The 21,459-nt window shown below is 45.2% G+C and carries 15 protein-coding genes and 1 pseudogene; 3 read left to right on the plus strand and 13 right to left on the minus strand.

The genetic code is table 11. The annotated features are described in order from the left end of the window. From QUB51_RS24940 to QUB51_RS24955, 4 genes and pseudogenes are all read right to left on the minus strand, one after another. A pseudogene (locus QUB51_RS24940) lies at window positions 1-255 on the minus strand (RNA-guided endonuclease TnpB family protein); the annotation flags it as partial. A gap of 329 nt (window positions 256-584) precedes the next feature. Continuing rightward, complete coding sequence (locus tag QUB51_RS24945) at window positions 585-1,136, minus strand: shikimate kinase (protein WP_333057890.1); 552 nt, start codon at window positions 1,134-1,136, stop codon at window positions 585-587. A 22-nt stretch (window positions 1,137-1,158) separates the two neighbouring features. Next, window positions 1,159-2,043: a LapA family protein gene (locus QUB51_RS24950; protein ID WP_333263706.1), complete on the minus strand. Its 885-nt coding sequence runs from the start codon at window positions 2,041-2,043 to the stop codon at window positions 1,159-1,161. Between the two features lie 79 nt (window positions 2,044-2,122). Continuing rightward, entirely contained in the window at window positions 2,123-2,755 is a 633-nt protein-coding gene (locus QUB51_RS24955) for a flavin prenyltransferase UbiX (protein WP_333057892.1), read from the minus strand. A 342-nt stretch (window positions 2,756-3,097) separates the two neighbouring features. Between QUB51_RS24955 and QUB51_RS24960 the strand changes: the two genes are divergently transcribed. Next, a complete protein-coding gene (locus QUB51_RS24960) occupies window positions 3,098-4,654 on the plus strand; it encodes a tetratricopeptide repeat protein (RefSeq protein WP_333057893.1) in 1,557 nt (518 codons plus the stop codon). A 238-nt stretch (window positions 4,655-4,892) separates the two neighbouring features. Here QUB51_RS24960 and QUB51_RS24965 read toward each other — a convergent pair whose 3' ends face one another. Further along, the gene (locus QUB51_RS24965) at window positions 4,893-7,259 is read right to left on the minus strand and encodes a ribonuclease R family protein (RefSeq protein ID WP_333057894.1); all 2,367 of its coding nucleotides are present in this window, start codon (window positions 7,257-7,259) and stop codon (window positions 4,893-4,895) included. Window positions 7,260-8,135: 876 nt separating this feature from the next. Here QUB51_RS24965 and QUB51_RS24970 point away from each other — a divergent pair. Next, on the plus strand, window positions 8,136-9,140 hold the full coding sequence (locus QUB51_RS24970; protein ID WP_333057895.1) for a hypothetical protein: 1,005 nt from the start codon (window positions 8,136-8,138) through the stop codon (window positions 9,138-9,140). Window positions 9,141-9,436: 296 nt separating this feature from the next. Here QUB51_RS24970 and clpP read toward each other — a convergent pair whose 3' ends face one another. The 8 genes from clpP to QUB51_RS25010 form a co-directional block, all read right to left on the minus strand. Further along, window positions 9,437-10,045 (minus strand): ATP-dependent Clp endopeptidase proteolytic subunit ClpP, encoded by a 609-nt coding sequence (gene clpP, locus QUB51_RS24975; RefSeq protein ID WP_006635758.1) that lies wholly within the window; start codon window positions 10,043-10,045, stop codon window positions 9,437-9,439. 211 nt (window positions 10,046-10,256) lie between these two features. Next, the gene (locus QUB51_RS24980; RefSeq protein ID WP_333263713.1) at window positions 10,257-10,388 is read right to left on the minus strand and encodes a DUF433 domain-containing protein; all 132 of its coding nucleotides are present in this window, start codon (window positions 10,386-10,388) and stop codon (window positions 10,257-10,259) included. Further along, window positions 10,334-10,543, minus strand: a complete 210-nt coding sequence (locus QUB51_RS24985) for a hypothetical protein (protein ID WP_333057896.1) — start codon at window positions 10,541-10,543, stop codon at window positions 10,334-10,336. The genes QUB51_RS24980 and QUB51_RS24985 overlap by 55 nt, the downstream gene beginning before the upstream one ends. 45 nt (window positions 10,544-10,588) lie before the next feature. Continuing rightward, complete coding sequence (locus QUB51_RS24990) at window positions 10,589-10,924, minus strand: hypothetical protein (protein ID WP_333057897.1); 336 nt, start codon at window positions 10,922-10,924, stop codon at window positions 10,589-10,591. A gap of 18 nt (window positions 10,925-10,942) precedes the next feature. Next, window positions 10,943-11,317, minus strand: a complete 375-nt coding sequence (locus tag QUB51_RS24995) for a hypothetical protein (RefSeq protein ID WP_333057898.1) — start codon at window positions 11,315-11,317, stop codon at window positions 10,943-10,945. A gap of 108 nt (window positions 11,318-11,425) precedes the next feature. Beyond that, entirely contained in the window at window positions 11,426-12,646 is a 1,221-nt protein-coding gene (locus QUB51_RS25000) for a heparan-alpha-glucosaminide N-acetyltransferase domain-containing protein (RefSeq protein WP_333057899.1), read from the minus strand. A gap of 82 nt (window positions 12,647-12,728) precedes the next feature. Then, a complete protein-coding gene (locus QUB51_RS25005; RefSeq protein ID WP_333057900.1) occupies window positions 12,729-14,141 on the minus strand; it encodes an adenylate/guanylate cyclase domain-containing protein in 1,413 nt (470 codons plus the stop codon). 48 nt (window positions 14,142-14,189) lie between these two features. Next, window positions 14,190-19,718, minus strand: coding sequence for an ATP-binding sensor histidine kinase (locus QUB51_RS25010; RefSeq protein ID WP_333263709.1), 5,529 nt, complete (start codon window positions 19,716-19,718; stop codon window positions 14,190-14,192). A gap of 376 nt (window positions 19,719-20,094) precedes the next feature. Between QUB51_RS25010 and QUB51_RS25015 the strand changes: the two genes are divergently transcribed. Then, window positions 20,095-20,976: a Cof-type HAD-IIB family hydrolase gene (locus QUB51_RS25015; protein WP_333057902.1), complete on the plus strand. Its 882-nt coding sequence runs from the start codon at window positions 20,095-20,097 to the stop codon at window positions 20,974-20,976. Window positions 20,977-21,459: the final 483 nt, after the last annotated feature.

Here is a 21,459-nt window from a genome sequence, read left to right on the forward strand (position 1 = left end):
AAACGATTTCCAATTCTTGTCTAGTACCATCAATATTTGCTGACTGACTTTAGCAGGTAAAGCTTTATACGCTTCCTGAGACTTCATCAAGCGGTTCATTTCGTTGTAGTTGACATAACCCCATCCATAAATAAAGCTCTGACGAATAACGTAATTGGCGGCATTGTAGAGGTTTTTGGATTTGAAGGCTAGTTCGTCAATCTGGGCGAAACGGTGTTCCGTCGATTTAATGATGTGTCTCTCTGTTAGCTGCATTCAGAGCCTCCATCTCTCGGATGTGGTAGTTTATTTGCCTTCCACCACCGCCACGCAGTTGTGTAACTTATGCCTATTGCTTTAGCGTAGTCAGGTAGTTTCATTGTTAACCTCCTGACTACATATTATCATTCTTGCTTACTACTGCTTATAAACTTAATGAAGTTTTATAATACCATTTTAGATTTTAGATTTTAGATTTTAGATTTTGGGAATGACAGAGGAAGCTTGTGGTTTAGAGTTTGCGTAGGGTTGCATTATTTTTTTGAACTGGTATCAAAAGTCCTCAGAAACCTGTTATTTTCTGAGAAAATCGGTTTCGGAATGTATCAATTGAGCTCGGGCCCGGTTTCTGGTTTGATAACTTTTTGGATTTCCTCGATCGCCCTAGTCGCCACTGTTTCAGGCCTTTCACCCACACCAGCATAGACTCGGACATCTGCTTGAGTGTAGAAACGCTCTCGCTCTTTAAAAAGGCTTTGCAGCTTAGATTTGAGCTCGCCCTCCTGCAGTAGGGGTCGAGCGGTGTCCGAACGCAGTCGATCGTACAATTGATCTACAGGCACATCCAGCCAAACCACTACACCGTAGTGCAAGTAACCCCAATTCATCGATCGCGTCACAATGCCACCGCCCGTAGCCACGACCGAATTTTGATACGCAGACAACTCCCCAAGCACTTTACTTTCTAGTTCCCGAAAAGCCTCTTCCCCTTCTCGATCGAAAATCTCAGCAATTGACTGATTAGCAACTCGAACAATTAGTTCATCAGTATCAAAAAAACGGTATTTTAATTTTTTTGCCAAAATCCGCCCCACCGTTGTTTTTCCCGCACCCATCATCCCGACAAGATAGATATTTACTCCCCTCAACCCATCCACTGCCAAATCCTCCGATATTTTTCTATTTTTTCAGGTTAATCGATCTGCCACTGAGGCCATCATCGTCATCAAACTCATCACCCTCATCCAATCCCCAATCCTCATCTGCTTCTGCCATAGGATTTATTGGTGTTTCATCAGCGGGTTTAGGAATCTGCCCTTCCAGAGGAATCAGCACTCGATACTCCGCATCGTATACAGACTCTGTTTGCCCCACCCCAGACTGGTTTGGATCTCGATAGCCGTAAGAGTATACTGAGCCAGCCCAAGACTTGCTTTTCGGTTCCTGCTGAGCTTCGTAAGCCCTCGGATTTGTCGCTGGAACATCATTTACCTGCGGTCGATCGGGAAAATCGCGATCGTCCCCCCAATCATCATCGCCCCCTTGAGAACGCGATTTTGAGCCATCTGAGACCCAATCATCCTCATCGTCTGCCGCTGCATAACTCCCCGGTTGAGCATAATCCTTCGCCCCATCCGGGTTCGGAGTTTCTTGCTGGAAAGTCCGGGCACTGTAACCCGCCGACGTGCCGTACTCAGTTCGGTAGGAACCAGGAGCTTGAGTTTGGCTATTTTCCCTATTCAGATCCGGGTCAATTCCCTGTTTTCTAGGAGGGGGAGGCGGCGTGTAAGGTGTTCTGCTGTCCTCTGGGAAAGTATCGGGACCGCTGCGACTGGATCTGCCGCTGCGGTCTCCCGTTGGAGATAGGTAATTTGAAAAAGCGAGCAAACCAGAAATCAATAAAGATGTGAGAGCTCCCACCGCCATGCTCAGCAAAATCCAGATAGATAAGGGCACAGCAGGCGATCGAACTCCCAAAAATACCAGCGATAATGCCGGCTCCACATTTTGCAGGGCAAAAATAGTTAGCCCCACCACAATTACTAGCAAAAAAACAGGTCGCATATCAAAATTTAATTTGTAATTTGTAAATCACTAATAACTAATAACTAATGACCAATGACTAATGACTAATGACTAATTATTACTCCTCTTCCTTCCAGCGTTTGAGAGGAACGCAATCAATCCCCAACTGGTCTAAAGCGCGAGCCACCACAAAGTCTACCAAATCTTCAATAGTTTGCGGATTGTGATACCAAGCAGGAATCGCTGGTACAATTCTAGCTCCAGCTTCTGCCAAGGTAGTCAAATTCCGCAGGTGAATCAAGCTAAAAGGCGTTTCGCGAGGCACAAGTACCAATTTTCGCCCTTCCTTGAGCTGAACGTCTGCCGCTCTTTCGAGCAAATCCGAGCTCAAGCCAGCCGCCAATTTCCCCAGCGTACTCATGCTACAGGGAATAATCATCATCCCTTGGGTGCGAAAGGAGCCACTAGCAATATTAGCACCGACATCTTGCCAGGGATGGCACCGGAGTTTACCCATTGTGGCTACTCCTGCTTGTTCCCGCCAGAATTCCTCTTGAAGCGTGGGTTCTGCGGGCATTCGAGTGTTCTGTTCGCTTTGCCAAACCATGTAAGTAGACTTGGAAGCGACCAGTTCGATCGCGCGATCGGCTTCCAACAAATATTTCAAAGTTCGCACCGCGTAAATCAGTCCCGATGCTCCAGTAACTCCTACAATTAGAGGTTGGGCGGGGACTGAAACAGAATTAGTCATTGGTAATTATTGTGAAATAAGCTCACTAATTATAGCGCGATAGGTGCTAATAACAGCCACAACACTCATCAATCAATTCAATGATTGCGTGGCGATCGCTCTTAATAACAATAAAAGGCGAAACCTATAGCCACCTGCAACACCCCCGGATACTACAATAAAGTATGCGACTGCGATCGCCAGGATTATCATTACCCTATTCTTCGTTAACAAAAACAAAGGCTAACTGCGATCGCCAGAGTTCCAGATCCCAGCTCCATCTTACATCCTGATAGCCACGACCAACTCTGTGTCACAATAGAACTACTAACTTTACTTTATTAACATCAGGGGAGGCAGACAATGTTCTTAAGATACGAAGATATCGAAATAGTGCAATTAGACATTACCTCCCGATGTAATGCCGGTTGTCCTCAGTGTCCGCGCACGGGGAACCCTATTTTGCCAATGACAGAATTGACAATAGCAGATATTAAGAGAATCTTCCCTAAAGAATTCTGCTCTCAGTTGTCTTGGATTTACCTGTGCGGCAACTTTGGGGATGCGATGGTGAGTAATACCACTCTCCCGGCGCTAAAGTATTTTCACAAAATGGGAGTCAATTACCTTTGGATGTACACCAATGGTAGCGGACGCAGCCCTGATTGGTGGCGACAATTGGCCAAAATTTTGAATCAACCAGAAGATCGCGTTATTTTTGCCATCGATGGATTAGCGGATACCAACCACCTCTACCGTCGCAATACAAACTGGAACCGGATTATGGAATCCGTCGAGGCCTTTATTGGCGCCGGTGGCCAAGCAGAGTGGCAATATTTAGTCTTTGAACACAATCAACACCAAGTCGAAGAAGCTCGCGCTTTGGCCCGTAGACTGGGGTTTATTAAATTTCAAGCTAAAGCAACGTCTCGCTTTGCGCTGTCAGAGGTTGATGAAGTCGGAGAAAAGGAGGAGGCGATCGCAGAGGTGGACTCCCAGACGCAGGAAAAGCGCGATCGTTCTACCCCCATCACCCTAGAAAAAGCAGCTCTCAATTTTCACCGACAAGCTGAAGATTATTTAGCGGAAAAAAATTTAGAACAAGCATTTTTAGCTTGTCAAAAAGCACTTGAAATTCAGTCAAACTTTGCCGTCGCTCACAAAACATTAGGCAATCTGCTACAGCTCACAGACTGTCTGGAGGAAGCGATGAACTCCTATAAAACTGCCCTAGAAATTCAGCCAGAATTTGCCGAAGTTTATGCAAATATGGGCAGCGTTTATGCTTCTCAAAAACAATGGGAATCCGCAATTTATCACTATCAAAAAGCGCTTGAAATTAGACCAAATTTTTCAGGAGTGTATCGAAATTTAGCCAAAATCTGGACACAATTAGGTAAAATAGAAGAAGCAAATGAAGCTTTTCAGCAAGCCGTTAAACTCCAACTCGCTCAAGAAATTGCTCCGGCTAAAGCTGCTAAAGCGAACAAAGAAAGCTCCGTAGAACTCAAGCCGGCTTCCTTACCCCAGTATCAAAATCCAGAAATCCCCAACTTTCGCAAAGCCGTCCAAGAATATGGAGGATTAGAAAATTATTTTCAGGGCATTGAAATTAACTGCCAGTCGCAAAAGAAAGCTGAAATTTACGTTAGTTTTGACGCTGAACTGTGGCCCTGCTGCTATACAGCTCAGACCAAATACGCTCATTACAGCGACACTTATAGGACCCAGGCGATCGCTCTGTTTGAAAAATATGGGCAAGGATTTAACAACCTCCGCAGCAAATCTATCAAAGAAGTGCTAGAAAATGTTTGGTATCAAAAAGACTTAGCCAAAAGCTGGTCTTGTTCGGAGAGACTAGAAATATGCGCCTTGGTGTGCGGGAAAGCCTTCCACCCCACCTCCTCACAGATGCTCTAGATCCTTCACTGACTCGAGTCCAGAAACCTGATTTTTTGGGAAAGTATCGAATTTTAGCACCGCAATATTTGCAAAAAAGCCTGATTTTTCTTGAAGCGGACTTCAGAAACCGGGTTTCATCAAGAAACCCGGTTTCTGAACAGCAGACGTTTGTTAGAAACAGGCGAGAGTTGGAAACTGGCGACGCACCCTACCTTTACTGTTAGCTATCAACTATCAACTGTCAACTGTCAACTAACTACTCATCATCATCAAAAGCTTGACTGCCACCACCAACTGCAACTAAATCAATTTGCTGGCGGTAGTAGTCAACACTCTTGACTTGAACTTCTACCCGATCGCCCAAACGGTACTGATTGCGGTTTTTGCGGCCCACCAGAGTTTGCTGGCGCGATCGATATTCGTACCAGTCATCCTTCAGCGAAGAAACGTGCACCAATCCCTCAACACGCAAAATGTCGCTCTCCGGCGGCCGCACCTCAATTTCCACAAAGAAACCGTAAGACTGCACGCCTGTAATCAAACCTTGGAAAGTTTGGCCGGTGCGTTCTTTCATCAATCCGGTTTTCTTCAATCCCTGCAAATCGCTTTCGGCATCCTCAGCAACTCTTTCGCGTTCGGTTAGGTGTACAACTACCGATGCAAACTCCGTCTCAAATTCGTGGTGCAAATCTGGGGGGAGAACATTCCAAGTAATTTGACCGTGACAGGAGGAATGGTGCAAGTCAACTTTTTCCTTAGCCCGTGTTGTGCGGCTGCTGCGCCCTTGCTCGAACACCGCTTGCAACACCCGCAGTACCAGCAAATCGGCGTAGCGGGAAAGCGGCGAAGTGCAGCGCGTGTAACCCTCTGACAGCCCCAAACCGAAGTGCGGCTTGGGAGTTGTGCTGTAAACAGCGGGCTTCATGGTGTCTTCTAGCAGGTAGGTGAGAACTCTTTCGGACTTCAGGCCAGCAAACTGCTGGGTAAATCGCTGAAAGTCCAAGGGCAAAACTTCTTCTTCGGTTTCGAGATACAGTTCGCCTCCGAGGTTGTTGGAGAGTTTGATGAACTCTTGAATGTCTGCCGGGTCTGGCATCGGTTGGACGCGGTAAATTGCTGGGACTCCCAAGGCTTGCAGGTGGGTGGCGACAGCTTGGTTGGCGAGTACCACCAACTCGGAGACAGCCGACTGGGCGGGGGGAGCTGTTGCAAAAGCTCCTAATTCGCCTTCGTCGTCGAAGTGAGAGTTAGCATCGGGCAAATTTAGTTCAAAAGCTCCTCGCTTGAGCCTTGTCTGTCTGGCTGCCTGTGAGGCGGCCCCGATTTGATCTAGGAAAGGACGGAGGGTGGAGGATAAAGGGTGCTCTTCGGCATCGTCTGGTTCGAGAATTGCTTGAGCTTGCTCGTAGGTGAGGTGGTAGTCAATTTGAATGACGCTGGCTTGAATCTCGTATTCTAGGAGTTCTCCTGATTCGTCTAGGGTGAGCAGTATGCTGAAGGCCAGCCGTTCGCTGTCTGGCAGGAGGGAGCAGCGCTCGTTGAGGGTTTCTGGCAGTACGGCGATGATTTTTTCTCCCAGATGGGCGGCGGTTCCTCGCTTGCGGGCTTCACGGTCGATCGGGGTTTCTGGCTGCACGTACTCGGCGGCGTCGCTGATGTGGATTCCTATTTGCCAGCGGCCGGGCTTCAGGGTTTCGATCGACAATGCGCGTTCCACTGGCGGATCGGACAGGAATGACGTTGGATCAAACTCCTTTTCGCCTCCTTCTTCGGAGAGATTTTCCTCCTCAACTCGGGGGGCATGGTTTTCGCTGTTGGTTGTTCCCGGTTCGTTTTTGCTGAAGCTAACAGTCAGAATGTTACGCAAATCTAGGCGTTTTTTGATGTCGGTTTTTTTGACTTTGCTGGGCAAATTTTCGGCTGCTTTGAGGACGGCGGCGGGGAACGATCGCGGCAAGTCGTGTTTGCAGCATACGATGTCGAGGTCGTCCGCGGCTTCGGCGTCGGAACCGAGTACCTGTACTACTTTGCCGACTGGGCGATGGGTGCCGAGGGGGTAGCGTTTGACTTCGACGTGTACTAGGTGGTCGATCGCCTCTTGGAGATTTGTGCCATTTGCGAGCAAGTCTAGTTCAAACAACAGGCGATCGTCCAGGGGGATTGCTCTGTAGCTGACGCGGCCTGTGGGGGTGGCGGTTTGCTTGACTCGCGCCAGTACCGAGGGGTTGGCGCGTTCGAGGATGAGCATGACTTCGCCTTCGGGCGATCGGCGGCGGCTACCTTCTTTGATGATTTTGACTAAGACTCGATCGCCGTTCCAAGCTGTCGAGAGGTGACTTTCCCGCACGTAAACGTCTTCTGAGCCTTCGGCGTCTTGAATTGCAAAGCAAAATCCTTTGCTCGAACAGCGCAGTTTTGCTTCTACTACGTCGTCTTCAGCTACTCGGCGATAGCGGCCTTTGTCTTTGACTAATATGCCAATTTTCTCTAGAGCTTCTAATGCGATTTGAAGTTTGAGTTGACTGGTGGCGTCGTTGCAGTCGAGTTTTTTCTCCAATGCTTTAGGAGCCACTAATTTGTCTTCTGTAAAATTTGCCAGCAGTGCAGCGATAGAAAATTCCATGTAGCGATCGATCCTCTTGTTTCCAGCAATTAGTCTAAATTTTGGCGAAATCAGCCGCACCCCCTCGGGCCCTCGCAGTGCCTGCTTCCCAACAAATACGCGGGTTGATAGGTGGAGACGCAAGCACAGCCACCTTGTTTCATCGCGAGGTTTTTTTGAGATTCTCTCCCGACACCGGCTTCGTGCTAATTGTCTGCTGTCTGTCTTGAACTGACTGCTGACGGTGCAGACAACTGTCCCGCACGCTATTCCCCAATACAATTTTTTAGCGTTGGTTTGTTTGCTTTTAGGTCAGCAGCGCCGAGCACTTGGCGAATTAGAAAGCCTCTGTCGGTTCTTAAAAGATGGCTCGATACTGAAAGCAACGGCTTGAGTCGAGGATGAGCCGATGGAGGGATGGAGAGGGAGAAAATGTGCATTTCTGCCTTCTGCCTTGTTTCCTTCTGCGTTGTTCCTTCTTCCTTTTGAAGTGCCTCTTGCCTCTTGCTTTAGCAAAGAACTTACCGGATCAAGGCAAAATTGCTAGTAGCTCGCCGCTGCGATGCCCCTGTTTTTTGCACGCGATCGGCCCTTGCGGACAGAGGTGCAACGAGCGGGTCGGGAGCAATCTGTGCTGTAGAAAGTGCAGGTACGCAAACCGGAGACTTTTACTACTTTTGCTTAGTTGCTGTGCCATCTCTTATAGGTAGAAATGACGCCCGGTGCTTGTTAGCTTAAACTGCCGGATGTGGGATGGGGTTTAGTGGCGTGAAAGGTTGCGCGGATGACTCACCTTTAATTTATTGTATGTTGAATAGGTGCTTTCAGAAAATTGTTTTCTCAGGGCTGTACTACACTTAAGTCATAAGCCCCCTCTGGTTTCGGGGTCAAAAAATTATGTTTGCTGAATTTCGCGCCCTTTATCCCGCTGGACAGTTAATTTGTGAGTTGCTGACTGTTCATCACGGTAAGTTTGTTGTTCGCTGTCTGGTTCAGGTTGACGGCAAAACTCTGGCTACGGCTATGTCGGCTGCTGAGTCTGTTGAGGATGCTGAAGACCGTGCCCGGTTGCGAGCGATCGCTGTTCTTGGATCTGCTGCGCCCGATCGTGCGATCGCGAGTGTTGAGCCGCCTCCGGTTGCTCCGGTTGCTCCGGTTGCTTCGGTTGCTGCTGTTCCCCCTCCCCCTCCTCCTGCTGTTCCCCCGGTTGCTGCTGTTCCCCCTCCCCCTCCTCCTGCTGTTCCGGTTCCTGTTGGGCCGACAAGTGTTCCTCTTCCGGTTCTAGAAATGCCTGTTGCTGACAAATTGCCGGAAACAGATCAAAGCAATTTTGTCAAGACTGAAGCGAAATTAAATGAAGAGCCGATCGCACCTGTACCGGCACCGCTGCCGCCAACGGTCGATCGCGCGGAGGCTACTGGATTTGTACCAAAGCAGTTAGACTCGGACGCTTGGCTTTCTTCTAGCTACGGCGAACCACTTCAGGAACTGGATGTGCCTACTTCTAGCCAAAGTGAACTGCTACAGGGTGCGGCCGAAGTCAGGGAATTGCAACCGATCGCAGTGGGAATTCCCAGCGATGCGATCGAGGATAATTCTGATACGATCGCCCAAATAGACGCCATCCTCAAACGCCTGCGATGGAAAAAACCACAGGAAACCCAGTGTCTGGAACACAATTACGGCAAGTCGTCGCAGAGAGAGCTTTCTAGCGAAGAGTTAGTAGATTTCCTAGAATATCTAGAAATCTATAGCAGAACCACTGAGGAAATCCAGCGGCTGGGCTGGACTGCCAACCAAGGAAAAGATTATCTCAAACAAGGTTATGGCAAAGAAGCGCGCCATTTCTTAAATCAAGTAGAATTGCTCGACTTCCTGCAATATCTCGAATCTTTGCCCTAGGAATTCGGCAACTAAACAAGGCGCTGGAGGCTATTAGATTAAAGAAACCGGGTTTTTTACAGAGATTAAGGTTGAGAACCAAAGATTAGGGTAAAAAACCCGGTTTCTCGCCCCCCGTTGCTCCCGGATTAAAGAAACCGGGTTTTTTACAGAGATTAAGGTTGAGAACCAAAGATTAGGGTAAAAAACCCGGTTTCTCGCCCCCCCTTTATCCATTAAAGAGCTACTTTTGAACGTAAAAAATTAAAAATCAAAAATGAAGAATATTTCCTCATTTTTGATTTTTAACTTTTTATTTAGACGACAGCGGCGATCGGGCGGCTGGCGGAAGGACGGCGATCGATCACTTGATCGACTAATCCGTAGTCCTTGGCTTCTTCAGCGGACATGAAGAAATCCCGTTCGGTATCTTCTTCAATGCGGGAAAGCGGCTGACCGGTATGGTTGGCAAGATGTTCGTTCAGGCGGCGTTTGTGGTACAAAATTTCTTTTGCCTGAATTTCAATATCGGTTGCTTGTCCTTGAGCTCCGCCTAGAGGTTGGTGGATCATAATCCGGGAGTGAGGCAAACTCATCCGCTTGCCTTTAGCGCCGGCACTCAACAGAAAAGCGCCCATGCTGGCGGCCAAACCGAGACAAATAGTGCAAATGTCGGGCCGGATGTGGTTCATCGTGTCAAAAATGCCCATACCTGCTGTTACCGAACCCCCTGGGGAGTTGATATAGAGGTAAATATCTTTCTCCGGGTCTTCGGCGTCTAAAAATAGCAATTGGGCAACGATCAGGTTAGCCAAGTCTGAGTCAACCTGTTGGCCCAAGAAGACGATGCGATCGCGCAGGAGTCGCGAGTAAATGTCAAAGGCGCGTTCGCCGCGACCGGATTGTTCTATAACTGTTGGGATCATTGACGCCTGCCTGCCTATTACGTATCTTTTTTTAATTTTAGCGACTAGGGCTCAGTTATAGTTAGCGATCGGTGGCGTGGGATCGAGAAATCGGCAAAATCCTTAAGCTGGGGGGGGTTGGGGCGTTAATTTGTGGAAGTTGTGGCGGGGGTGCGATCGGAAATCCGATCCTGCAGGCGATCGATGTTGAGGCAGCGGACATCAATAAACGTTAAATGTTGTTATGTGGCGATCGTATCATTGGGAGAACTGAAATCGCTCGATCGCCGCTGACACTAGGAAAATGGTCTAAAAATTCATCGACCGAATCACCAGCTTCGAGATAATCAAGTAGAGTCTCGATCGGGACGCGAGTCGCGATAAAGACAGGATTTCCCCTAAAATTTCGGGGTCGCTATGAACGATAGTAGCTGCCAATTGCAAAGAAAAGGTTGTGACATCAAGACAATCTTCTTCACTCCAGGTATCACTTTGCTCGAACGATCTGTTAGTTTCCATCGCTAAATCCCCACTGGATTTTTATAGATTATATCTTTGCTAGGATTACTGGTAGCGGGATTTCTTTGATTTAATCACCTCAATTACATTGTCGTGTCTTTGCCCTTCAATAATATCCTTGAGATGAATCTGTCCGTTGACGTACTGAACGTGGATGCGCCAGCCTGAGACTTTATCAATATCAGCACGATAAACTGCCTGCTTCACACCCTTAACTTTATGCAGTCTCGTTTTGGGAAATTGTCTCGTCCTGTGACATTCCTGGTCTTCAAGTTCTGCTAAAGCTTCCAGAAAACTAATCTTTAGCTCGTCATCTGGCAAAATTTTCATAGCTTCGTAAATAATGCCATATTCATCACAGAGAATAAGGTTTTGCGCCATAACTTAAGCTGATTATATCTAGGCAGTTTCTCGATCGCGCTGAAGTAGGTCTTGATACAAAGACTCTGCTACACCCTTATACGCTCGATCGAGTTCGTCGTGTTGAATTGCTCGAAAAAGAGTAAAAATAGCTTGCCCAAAAATTGGGTCTTCGTCAACCGCCAAAACCACTCTTAGTTTTTGAGAAATTCGTAGCGTATAAAGCGAAGACTCGTAACCATTCAGGTCTGACGATAGCGGGAGACGACGCAGCTTGCGATACACATTTGATTTTTGAGTAGGAAAAAGGCTGGCACAATAATTAATTTTTTGAATTACTGCGGCTTTCTCATCTTCATTTAGCAGCGCAATATCTTTCTCAAATTCCCTTGTTGACTCAATTAGAATATCCACGTCAAAAACCGTAAAAAATATATATAAATTATACTACAAACAGCTTTTGATTGTCAAGCCACTTGCTCACAACTTACCAGCAAACGCGCTTGTTTAACAACCCACAATTCAAATTTTAATCGCCCAACGACGGCGGTACATTCCATACAAAATTAACCACCAAAATAATACCGCTGTCACGGCAAATGCTAGGGAACCATTCAGCGGCCCGGCCCACGGCACAAACCAGTTTTCATAAATCCAAGTGTAGGTAGTTGGAGCATTTGCACCAGTACCGATATGAGTTTTCAACAGGATTCTGGCGACAATACCGGAAGCAACAAACAGGAAAATTGCATTCAATCCCATGATTTCAAACGGCCTCCCCCATTTCCAATTTCGCACTTCAATTGTTTCGTAGCAAGCGGCTAGCAATAGCAAGGCCCAACCAGCAGTAAAAACTACATAGGAACTCGTCCAAAGTTGTTTGTTGATTGGAAAGAAAAATCCCCACAAGTGGCCAATTACCACGCAACTGAGGCCGCCGATTGCTAAGTTGATACTGGTGCGGGTTTTGAATGGCTGCACGCGCAGCCATTCTCCTGTAAAGTAGCCGATTAGGACTGTAACGCTTGCGGGTAAGGTGCTCAACAATCCTTCTGGATCGAAGGGGCCACCTTTGTACAGGTGTTGGCTACCGAGAATTAGCCGATCGACATATCCTCCTAAATTTCCTTCTGGCGTGAGTTCGCCGGCAGTGTACCCCCCTACAGCAAATACGGTTAATGCACCCCAATAGCCCAAAAGCACGGCAACAGCGAGCAGTTTTTGATTGCGGGGGGAAAGGTTGAGAATGGCGATCGCACTGATGAAATAAGCTAAGCCGATGCGCTGCAATACTCCCATGATGCGGATTTTATCGAAGTTTTCCACTGGGGCGTTGTTGAGAAGTACGTCAAGGGCGATCGAAGATGTATTTAGCAGCAATCCTAATATAAATAGAATCGCGGCGCGACGCGCAATTCGCCAGTAAATATTTGAAGAAGGGAGAAGGAAGGAGGAAGAAGGAAGAGGGTTTTTTGCGGATTCTGATTTTTCCTTTGTTTGTGTAATTTTTGAGGTTTCTATTCCGGTTTTTGGATAATTTTGAAGATATTTAGACAGCGAGAAAGACATCGCGCAGCCAACGATGAACAAGAAAAACGGAAATACTAAGTCTGTCGGGGTGCAGCCGTGCCATTCTGCGTGTTCTAGCGGTGGATACACCTGTTCCCAACTACCGGGGTTGTTGACTAGAATCATCGAGGCGATCGCAATTCCGCGAAAAACATCAAGGGATTTGAAGCGCATGGGGAAGAAGGGAGAAGGAAGAAGGAAGAGGGAAGTAAGAAAAACTACTAATTACAATTCTCAAGTACCCATTACCCATTAACTAAATTTCAATACCTTCCAGAGTCATAATGACTGCATTCTTCATCAACATATCGCAGCGTTCTGCATAAAAAGATGCTGCCTTATCATACTTGTTGATTTGTAAAACGCGCAGAAACATTTGCCTTGCTTGCGCGAATTGCTGCTGGTAGTGAAAAAAAATTCCCTGTTCAAAATAAGTTTGAGTTTGTGCTTTTAGTTCGATCATTGTCGCCGAGTCGCCATCGTAAATTTCAAATACCGCAACAGGTGTTTGTTTTCCTTTTACTTGAACGCGATCGAGAAACCGGCACTTGTAATGTTGAGGATCGTCTATCCGGCAAAGGGTTTGGACGCTAGCTACAATAGCAACTCCATAAAGCTTTGTCAATCCTTCCACGCGGGAAGCTAAATTAACAGCATCAGAAATCACCGTACTTTCCATTCGTTCCGCTTCGCCAATCGTACCTAACATTAAAGTCCCCGTATGCAAACCAATCCCTATCGAAATAGGTTGATAGCCACTGTTTTGCCTGTGTCTGTTATAAATTTTTACTTGATGCTGCATCTCAATTGCTGCTTGCACAGCATCTTCAGCCCTGTTAGGAAACAAAGCCATAATCCCGTCACCAATATATTTATCTATAAAACCGTTGTACTCGCGGATAACTGGGCCAACTCGGCTTAAGTAAGAGTTAAGAAATTCAAAGTTTTCTCGCGGAGACATACTTTCTGACAGACTTGTAAATGAGCGAATGTCGGCAAACATAATCGTCATTTCTGCTTGTACAGAGTCTCCTAGTCTGGCATCAACGATGCTTTCTCTTTTGAGAAACTTCAAAAATTCACGGGGTACAAAACGGGCTGATGCGGCTGCAATTTTTTCTAGTTCGCTTTTGCTGGACTCGATTTGATTGAGCGACCTAAATGCTCTCAGTGCGGTGACTACTGTGGTAAATAACTTTTTGTTAGTAAGTTCTGTTTTGGTTTTGTAATCATTGATATCGTAGCTGACAATTACTACATCTTCTGGCACTTGTCCGGGCTGCCCAGTGCGTAAAATAATTCGCACTACTTGATTATTTAAAATATCACGGATGTATTTAACTACTTCCAAGCCTGCTTCTTCTGTTTCCATAACTACATCGAGTAAAATCAATGCTATGTCGTAGTTGTTTTGGATGATTTCTTTAGCTTCTTTTCCTGAGTAAGCGCTGATAAATGTTATACTTTTACCTTCAAATATAAAATCATTTAACGCTAGTTTAGTAATATTATGAATTTCTATTTCATCATCTACAATTAATATTTTCCAACTTTCTTCTAGCGGTTTTTGTTCCGCCTCGTCTTCCTCGGCAAATATTAATTCATCGTCGCCCGCCGCGATTAATTCGTCATCGCCTGCAGCCAACAGGTTTTTACTAGCTTCTGACATATATCGTTCTCCTATATAAAACTTATATCCATGTTGGCCGTATAATAACTAACTGCTCATTTTAGCGGGAAATTCAATCATAAATCTTGTGCCTTTATTTACTTGACTTCTACAGCTAATTGTGCCTTTTAGTTTTTGAGTAACAAGGTTATAAATAATGTGCAGTCCCAATCCCGTGCCTCCCTGACCTCTTTTGGTGGTAAAAAATGGTTCAAAAATTTTACTGAGATTTTCTGGGTCAATTCCTTTGCCGTTATCGGCATATTCAAATATTAGCCGATCGCCCTCTAGTTTGAAATCAAAAGCCAGAATTCCTGCGTCTTCTCCATCGTAGGCGTGAATTAGCGAATTCAACACCAGATTTGTCACAATTTGACACACTACGCCGGGATAACTGTCCACTACAATATTTTCATCACACTTAATCTCTATTTTGTGCTTAGTTCTTTTGAGTTTGGCACTTAAGGATGTCAAAATTTCCTCTAGATAGTTTTTAACATTAAACGTGCGTTTTAACTCGCTCGACTGATCCACAGCTACTTCTTTAAAACTGTGAATCAAGTCTGCTGCCCGCGTGAGGTTAGATAAGATCATATTACTGCTTTGCACGGCGGTATCCAGAAACTTTTCTAACTCGGAACGTTTTATTTGGCCGTTACTGTAAACCTCAAAAAACTTTGTGGCTTTTTCAGCAAGCAGGGAGGCGGCGGTGATGCCGATGCCGATGGGAGTATTGATTTCGTGGGCAACACCTGCCACCAACCCTCCGAGGGCCGCCATTTTTTCCGATTCTACCAGTTTATTTTGAGCCGATTTTAAGTCTTCTAAAGTTTGGGAGAGTTCGGAGGTACGCTGCTGTACTAAATTTTCGAGATTCTGATTGAATTGGTGCAAGTTGGCGTAAAGTTGGGCATTTTCGATGGAGATAGAAATTTGAGAAGACAGCAGTTTTAATATTTCTAACCTGTCTTGTGTAAAAGCGCCTGTAGTCAGATTGTTTTCTAAATATAGAATGCCCGTGAGTTGGCCTTGATTAATTAACGGAGTGCAAAGAATTGATTTAGGTTGAACGGCCATTATATAGGGTGTGCGAGTAAATTGTCCTTCGCTGCTGGCATCGTTTAAAACTATACTTTCCTGGGTGCGGGCAACGTAATTGACAACTGCAACTGCCAGCAAAGTTACTTCTCGATCGTCGGCTACAAAATCTATCGGAATTGATTGCATGACAGCAACGCGATCGACATCTACAGATCCTGATGCTTCAATCACCCATTGACCCTCTTTTTCTAGTATTAAAAAGCCTCTTTGCCCCCCGGCATTTTCAATAACAATTTTCATCATTTTTGCCAGCAGTTTGTCTAGAACTATTTCCCCGGCTAAGGTTTGCGATGCTTTCACTGCGGTAGTCAAGTCTAGCACGCCTGCAGCGTCGTTCGTAGTGGAAGCGCTGCTGGTAGATTTGTGAGTTTCAATATTAGTTGAAATCGAGCTTGAAGTTAGCAAGTGCGAGTATTTGGATTCTAAATGCGCTGCTTTGGCTGTTGCTCCCCAGCGTTGATAGCAATAACGCGCTTCTGTTAAGTAAGTTTTAGAATTTTTTTCTCTTCCTATGGATAGATAAAATGCTCCTGCCAATTCTGCTGCTAGTGCTTGTACTTGTATGTATCCGTTTTCTTGGGCTCCTTCAATTGCGCGATCGTAATATTCCATTGCTCTCACAATATTGCCCAAAACACGCGCTTTTTCTGCCGTAAGTAAGTCGCATTTGTGCTGAAGATTCATGGGTGCATAAAGCGCTTTCTGTTGCAGTTTTTTTCGGTTACTGACAGCGTAAAAAATATGCTCTTCTTGTTCCCCCTCTGTTGCAGAGGGATAGGCGGCTAGGCGGGCTAGAGAATCGTAAAACTGGTATTCAGAAACATTAATAAAGCCTGCTACTCCGTCTAAATATACTTCGGCTAGCGCTGAATTTTCTAGGGCTGTAGCGGTATCTCCAAATAAATAGGAGATTATTAATTTCTGCAAATAAAAGTGCTGTAATCCCACGCGATCGTTAGCTTTTAACAGTAGCGACAACAACTTTTCTTCGCTGTATGCTTCACCTAATACAAGGTGTGGACTTTCCAATTTCCCCATCAATTGCAAAATAGTTTGCAGATATATTTGATTCCAAGTTAATACAGTTTCTTGCTTGAGTTGAAACAGCAAATGGTTGTAACTTACCATTCTCCGTTCCAGTTGTGGCAATTCTTGACCGATGAAATACAAAGACTGACAAATATTTACGGCTGAATATCCGACACATTCTAAATCCCCATTTTCTAGCGCGCTTTGATAGGCGTCCTCTAATAGCGGCAAAGAGTCTTTAACGTGATGCTTGCCGTTCATCAAAATGAAGGCTACTAAATTAAGCGTTTTGCTTTTGAATTCTAACACATTTAATCTATCGCTCAAATTTAAAGCTAATTGACCAAAGCGATCGCCTGATTCAATATCTCTAACTATTCCTTTTAAAATTGCTCCGTAATTAGCATAACCGAAGGCGGAAAAAGTAGAGTTTCCGTAATTAATAGATAAATTAACTTGCTCGCACACAATCAGGGGCAGCAGCACAGGTTCAACTATAAATGTAGCTGAAAACATACTGGAAAGCACGCGCATAGTTGCTAATTTGTGCGGATTTGTCATAATCGGTAAGTCTATTAAATCTTCTATTTTTTTGTCTGTTAAATAAGCTGCTGTTTTAGCGAGTGCTTGCTGAATGTGGAGGGGAATCGGCGAGTCGGGAAAGTTAATTCCTAACATTTTTAGTGCTTCCCGACCAATTTTTACCGATTCTTGGAGTTTGGTTTGCATCGCACAAGCTATGATTCTGATTTCAAACACTTTGATTTTGTCTAGTTCATTTGTTGCGTGTTGCAGGACAATTATCGCCCATTTCTCCATGGGTTCAAAGTCGGTATTCAGGTAAGCAGCTTCTGCTGCTGACTCGTAGAGTGCCAGAGTCAAGTCGTAGTCAGTTTGCCAACTTTGGGGAGGAAGCAGTTCAATACCTGCGGTTAGATATTTGAGGGCAAGTTGGTAAGCGGCACTTGCTTTTGCTTTGCGGCCTGCAATTAAATTTAATTGGCATAATTGAAATTGTTCTAATTTGCTGCTGATGATTTCTTTGGCAGAGTTTAGTTGGTTTACGGTATCAAAGATATGCTCTTCTAATTGCTCTGGGGGTGCAGTTTGAAGTAAAAAGTTGCCTATCTTGAGATGAATTTCTTGTTTTTGATAATCGGATATTAAAGCATAAGCTGCTTGCTGCACTCGCTCATGCAAAAATTTGTAAGTGGCGCTCGAAACATCAGCCACTGGTAGGGAAAATTTATCGGTAAAGTCTCTAGATATTGTGTCTGTTACTTCTGTGCTTGCTGCTAGTGCGATCGGAATTTTGTAGGCGTTATTCACGAGCAAAATTAGACCGGACTGAAGTGCCTCACCAAGGTCTGTTGCTGCGGACGCCACAGGCTTTTCGGCGATTGTCGAGAGAGTTTTTAAATCAAATTTGTTCCCGATACAAGCGGCTAATTTAAGCAGTTCCTGGGTATTGTCTGAAAGTTTCTGAATGTTATCTATCATTAATTCTACAACATTGTCAGTTATTCCCATTTCTTGTATTTGTTCGATATCCCACTGCCACTCGCCTGTGACATGGCATTTTTTCACAATTTGCTCGGAGGTTGGTTGCGCTAAGGCCGACAGGTTAGGTTCAGCTAGCTCGCTCAAATTATGGGAGGGTAAAATTTGAAATTGAATCAAGCTTTTTGAGTAAAGAAATTTGATTAATTGAGTTAAAAAGAAGGGATTGCCAGCGGTTTTTCGCCAAAGCAATTCTGCTAAACTTAGGGATTTTTCGGGGGCGCAGTTCAAAGTATCGGCAAGGAATTGGTTGACGCTGCTTATATCTAAAGGCGAAAGGGCGATCGCACTCACAGTGCCGCCTGCTTTTTTAATTGCTTCGGCGGTAATGATTAGGGGATGATTTGCATCTACTTCCTGCTCTCTATAAGCTCCAATTATTAATAAATATTGAGTCCCCATGTCAGTTGCTAGCAGTTCTATTAACTTGAGAGATGCTGAATCGATCCACTGCAAATCGTCCAGGAAAATTACTAGGGGGTGTTCTTTTTGAGCAAAGACGCGGATGAAGTTTTGAAATACTAAATTAAAGCGATTTTGAGATTCATTGGCTCCTAAATCTGGGACGGGGGGCTGCGGCCCGACAATCAGTTCTACTTCGGGAATAGCTTCAATAATTACTTGGCAGTTGCCGCCGATTGCTTTTAAAATTTTTTGTTTCCAAACATGAATTTCTGCGGCATTTTCTGTAAAAATTTGTCGAAACAAATCTTGAAAAGCTTGGAGCAAAAAAGCGTAAGGAATATCTCGTTTAAATTGCTCAAATTTGCTGTCAATAAAATACCCATTTTCCCGCCGACTCGGCTTGTAAACTTCATATACTAACGAGGATTTGCCCACACCTGCAGAACCGGAAATCAGCACGATTTCTGTATTGCCCCGCCTCATACGCTGGAAGATACTGAGAAGCAGATTAACTTCTGCTTCTCGCCCGTAAAATTTTTGGGAAATTTGCAGGTGACTTGACTGATCTTGCTCGCCGAGGGTTATGTGGGAAATTTCGCCTATAGTTTGCAGTTGATCGAGACAATTTTCCAAGTCGTACAAAAGTCCGAAAGCACTTTGATACCTGTCTTCGGCTGTTTTTGCTAAGAGTTTTATGACGATATCGGAAACGACTTGAGGAATCTCCTTGGTTCCTACTTGATAGATTCTGCCTTCGATGCTTTTGCTTTCTACTTTTTTATTTCTGTTTTCCCAAGGAGAAACTGGCGTTTTAGCAATATGGCAGTGTACTAATTCCATGGGATCGATCGCCTGAAAAGGCAATTCACCACAAAGCATTTCATAAAAGGTGACGCCTAAAGAATAAAAATCGGTGCGGTAGTCGATCGCCCGATTCATGCGCCCCGTTTGTTCAGGAGACATATAGGCGAGAGTGCCTTCGAGTAAATGGGGATGGCTGGGGGCGGGGTTTTCGCCCGGTAGCAGGGAGGCGATCGCAAAATCAGCAATCTTGACATCTCCTGTCTCGATATTGACAATAATATTGCTGGGTTTAATATCCTTATGGATGATGTGGTGTTCGTGGAGTTGCCCAATAGTTTCTGCTAGTTTGATGCCAATATGCAGAAATTGTGGTAACTCTAGCTGGTTGTTGCTGAGAAACTCTTTTAGGGAAATCCCACCAAAATCTTCTAAAACTAAAACAGGAAAGTGATTGTATGTTTCTATTTTGTAAAGCTTGACTATTCCGGGTAAATTCAAATTTTTAAGAATTTCGGATTCGTGCAGCAGTTGGGATATTTGGGCTGGGGTAGGGTATAGCGGCGTGAGAGTTTTGAGGATAACGGGTTTTTCTTCCTCAAGCAGCAGACCTCGATAAATTACTGTGTGAGAGTTTGTATAAAGTTCTCCGTCAATGCGGTATCCCGGAATAGAAATCATGATAGTTGGGGGTAATTTCAAAGATGCGGTTAGACAATTTTAGATTTTAGATTTTAGATTTTAGATTGGGAATGATTGATGATATAAGGGTTTGGCTCGCGGGCTTAGAGTTGCATTCTTTTTGCACACAAGTATTATTAAGTAAGTGAAAATACACAGCGTCGGTCGAGTGCGGTTTTTACGGCAGTAAACTGGCTACTATTCTATAGCTTAACTAAATCCATCCCGAAAGAGTCCTCCTAGATACTTTTTTTGTCGCTTATTTAGTTATCTATATTATTTTAGTATTCAAAAAATCAGAAGTGGCACTTTGCTATCCCACCAGTGGCAAAATAAACGGGTGCGTGCAAATCAACAGCTAAAATCTAAAAAAATCATGCAGAATATAACTGCCTCAAATCCAGCTAAGGCGACCGATCGCGCTTTTGGCACCGCAGACATTCAATTGCTGGTAGTGGATATAGACGGCACGATCGCAGGTATGTCAAATACTATCCGAGAACCAGTCAAGCAGGCAATTTTGGCGGCCGAGTCGCGGGGAGTGAAAGTAGCCGTCGCTACGGGCAGGATGTACCGATCAGCTTTGCGTTTTCACCGCGACATCGGCTCAACATTGCCACTGATTTGCTACCAGGGCGCGTGGATTCAAGATCACGCTACTCAAAAGCGGCTGCGGCACTTGCCGCTGTCGAAACAAACTGCTCTGCAACTGTTAGATTATTTTGAAGAACCGCATTTGCGACCGCTGCTTTCGATCCATTTCTACATTGACGACCAACTTTACGTGCCGGAAATTACTGCAGCTACCCGAATTTATGCCGAACGATCGGGCATTGAACCAATGGTGATTAAAGATTTGCGGCGAGATATTCCGGGGGAACCGACGAAAGTTTTGGCATTGTGCGAGAATCCGGGGGTACTCGACGGCTTGCTCAGCAGTATGCGGCTGCGTTACACGCCTGCGGAGCTTTATTTGACTCGATCCGTTGCTACTTTTTTTGAAGCTACGCATCCTGTGGCGAATAAGGGAGATGCGGTGCAGTATTTAGCGGAGGAACTTTTGGGTTTGCAGGCGGCGAATGTGATGGCGATCGGCGACAATTTTAATGATGTAGAAATGATTGCCTATGCGGGCGTGGGCGTGGCGATGGGCAATGCTCCTGATGGGGTGAAGGCTGCTGCTGATTGGGTGGCGCCGGATGTGGAGGAAGATGGGGTGGCGGCTGCGATCGAACAATTTGTTTTGGGCGATCGTTGATATTTGCAGCACCAATACCGCAGGGGTGGGTTTAGCGACATCTGGAAAAAATCTAGATCAACCCGCCCCGACCCAGCGACAATTTATTATATACAGCGGATTCCAGGTTTATAAAGTACACCCCAGAAACCGGGTTTCTTCTGGATTTCTCGCCAGAAACCGGTTTTATTCAAGAAACCCGGTTTCTCTGTACTTCACTTACCTGGAAAGTGCTGTAACTCTCTAGTTTTGAGTTCTATGCAATCAAATTTTGACGATCAAAAACAATCCACACTTTCGGATTTTTCGAGATCAAGTGCAATCAATTACTTTTTTTGCAACATCAGAATATTTATTTAACGAACCGCGAAGACGCGAATAACGCGAAGGAAGAATTGAAGAAAGCGGGGCGGGCTTACAGATATTCTGGATATGAATTATAAATAATTTCAAACTCTTAAAAATGCCTTTCAACAGAAAAAGCACCGACGACTGGCCGTGTTT

The organism is Microcoleus sp. AT8-A3 (assembly GCF_036705675.1).
Taxonomy (GTDB): Bacteria; Cyanobacteriota; Cyanobacteriia; order Cyanobacteriales; family Microcoleaceae; genus Microcoleus.

Coding starts and splice junctions, on each gene's coding strand:
- QUB51_RS24950 (WP_333263706.1), bottom strand. CDS start 2,043: ATGCGACCTGTTTTTTTGCTAGTAATTGTGGTGGGGCTAACTATTTTT.
- QUB51_RS24955 (WP_333057892.1), bottom strand. CDS start 2,755: ATGACTAATTCTGTTTCAGTCCCCGCCCAACCTCTAATTGTAGGAGTT.
- QUB51_RS24960 (WP_333057893.1), top strand. CDS start 3,098: ATGTTCTTAAGATACGAAGATATCGAAATAGTGCAATTAGACATTACC.
- QUB51_RS24965 (WP_333057894.1), bottom strand. CDS start 7,259: ATGGAATTTTCTATCGCTGCACTGCTGGCAAATTTTACAGAAGACAAA.
- QUB51_RS24970 (WP_333057895.1), top strand. CDS start 8,136: ATGTTTGCTGAATTTCGCGCCCTTTATCCCGCTGGACAGTTAATTTGT.
- clpP (WP_006635758.1), bottom strand. CDS start 10,045: ATGATCCCAACAGTTATAGAACAATCCGGTCGCGGCGAACGCGCCTTT.
- QUB51_RS24985 (WP_333057896.1), bottom strand. CDS start 10,543: ATGGAAACTAACAGATCGTTCGAGCAAAGTGATACCTGGAGTGAAGAA.
- QUB51_RS24990 (WP_333057897.1), bottom strand. CDS start 10,924: ATGGCGCAAAACCTTATTCTCTGTGATGAATATGGCATTATTTACGAA.
- QUB51_RS25000 (WP_333057899.1), bottom strand. CDS start 12,646: ATGCGCTTCAAATCCCTTGATGTTTTTCGCGGAATTGCGATCGCCTCG.
- QUB51_RS25005 (WP_333057900.1), bottom strand. CDS start 14,141: ATGTCAGAAGCTAGTAAAAACCTGTTGGCTGCAGGCGATGACGAATTA.
- QUB51_RS25010 (WP_333263709.1), bottom strand. CDS start 19,718: ATGATTTCTATTCCGGGATACCGCATTGACGGAGAACTTTATACAAAC.
- QUB51_RS25015 (WP_333057902.1), top strand. CDS start 20,095: ATGCAGAATATAACTGCCTCAAATCCAGCTAAGGCGACCGATCGCGCT.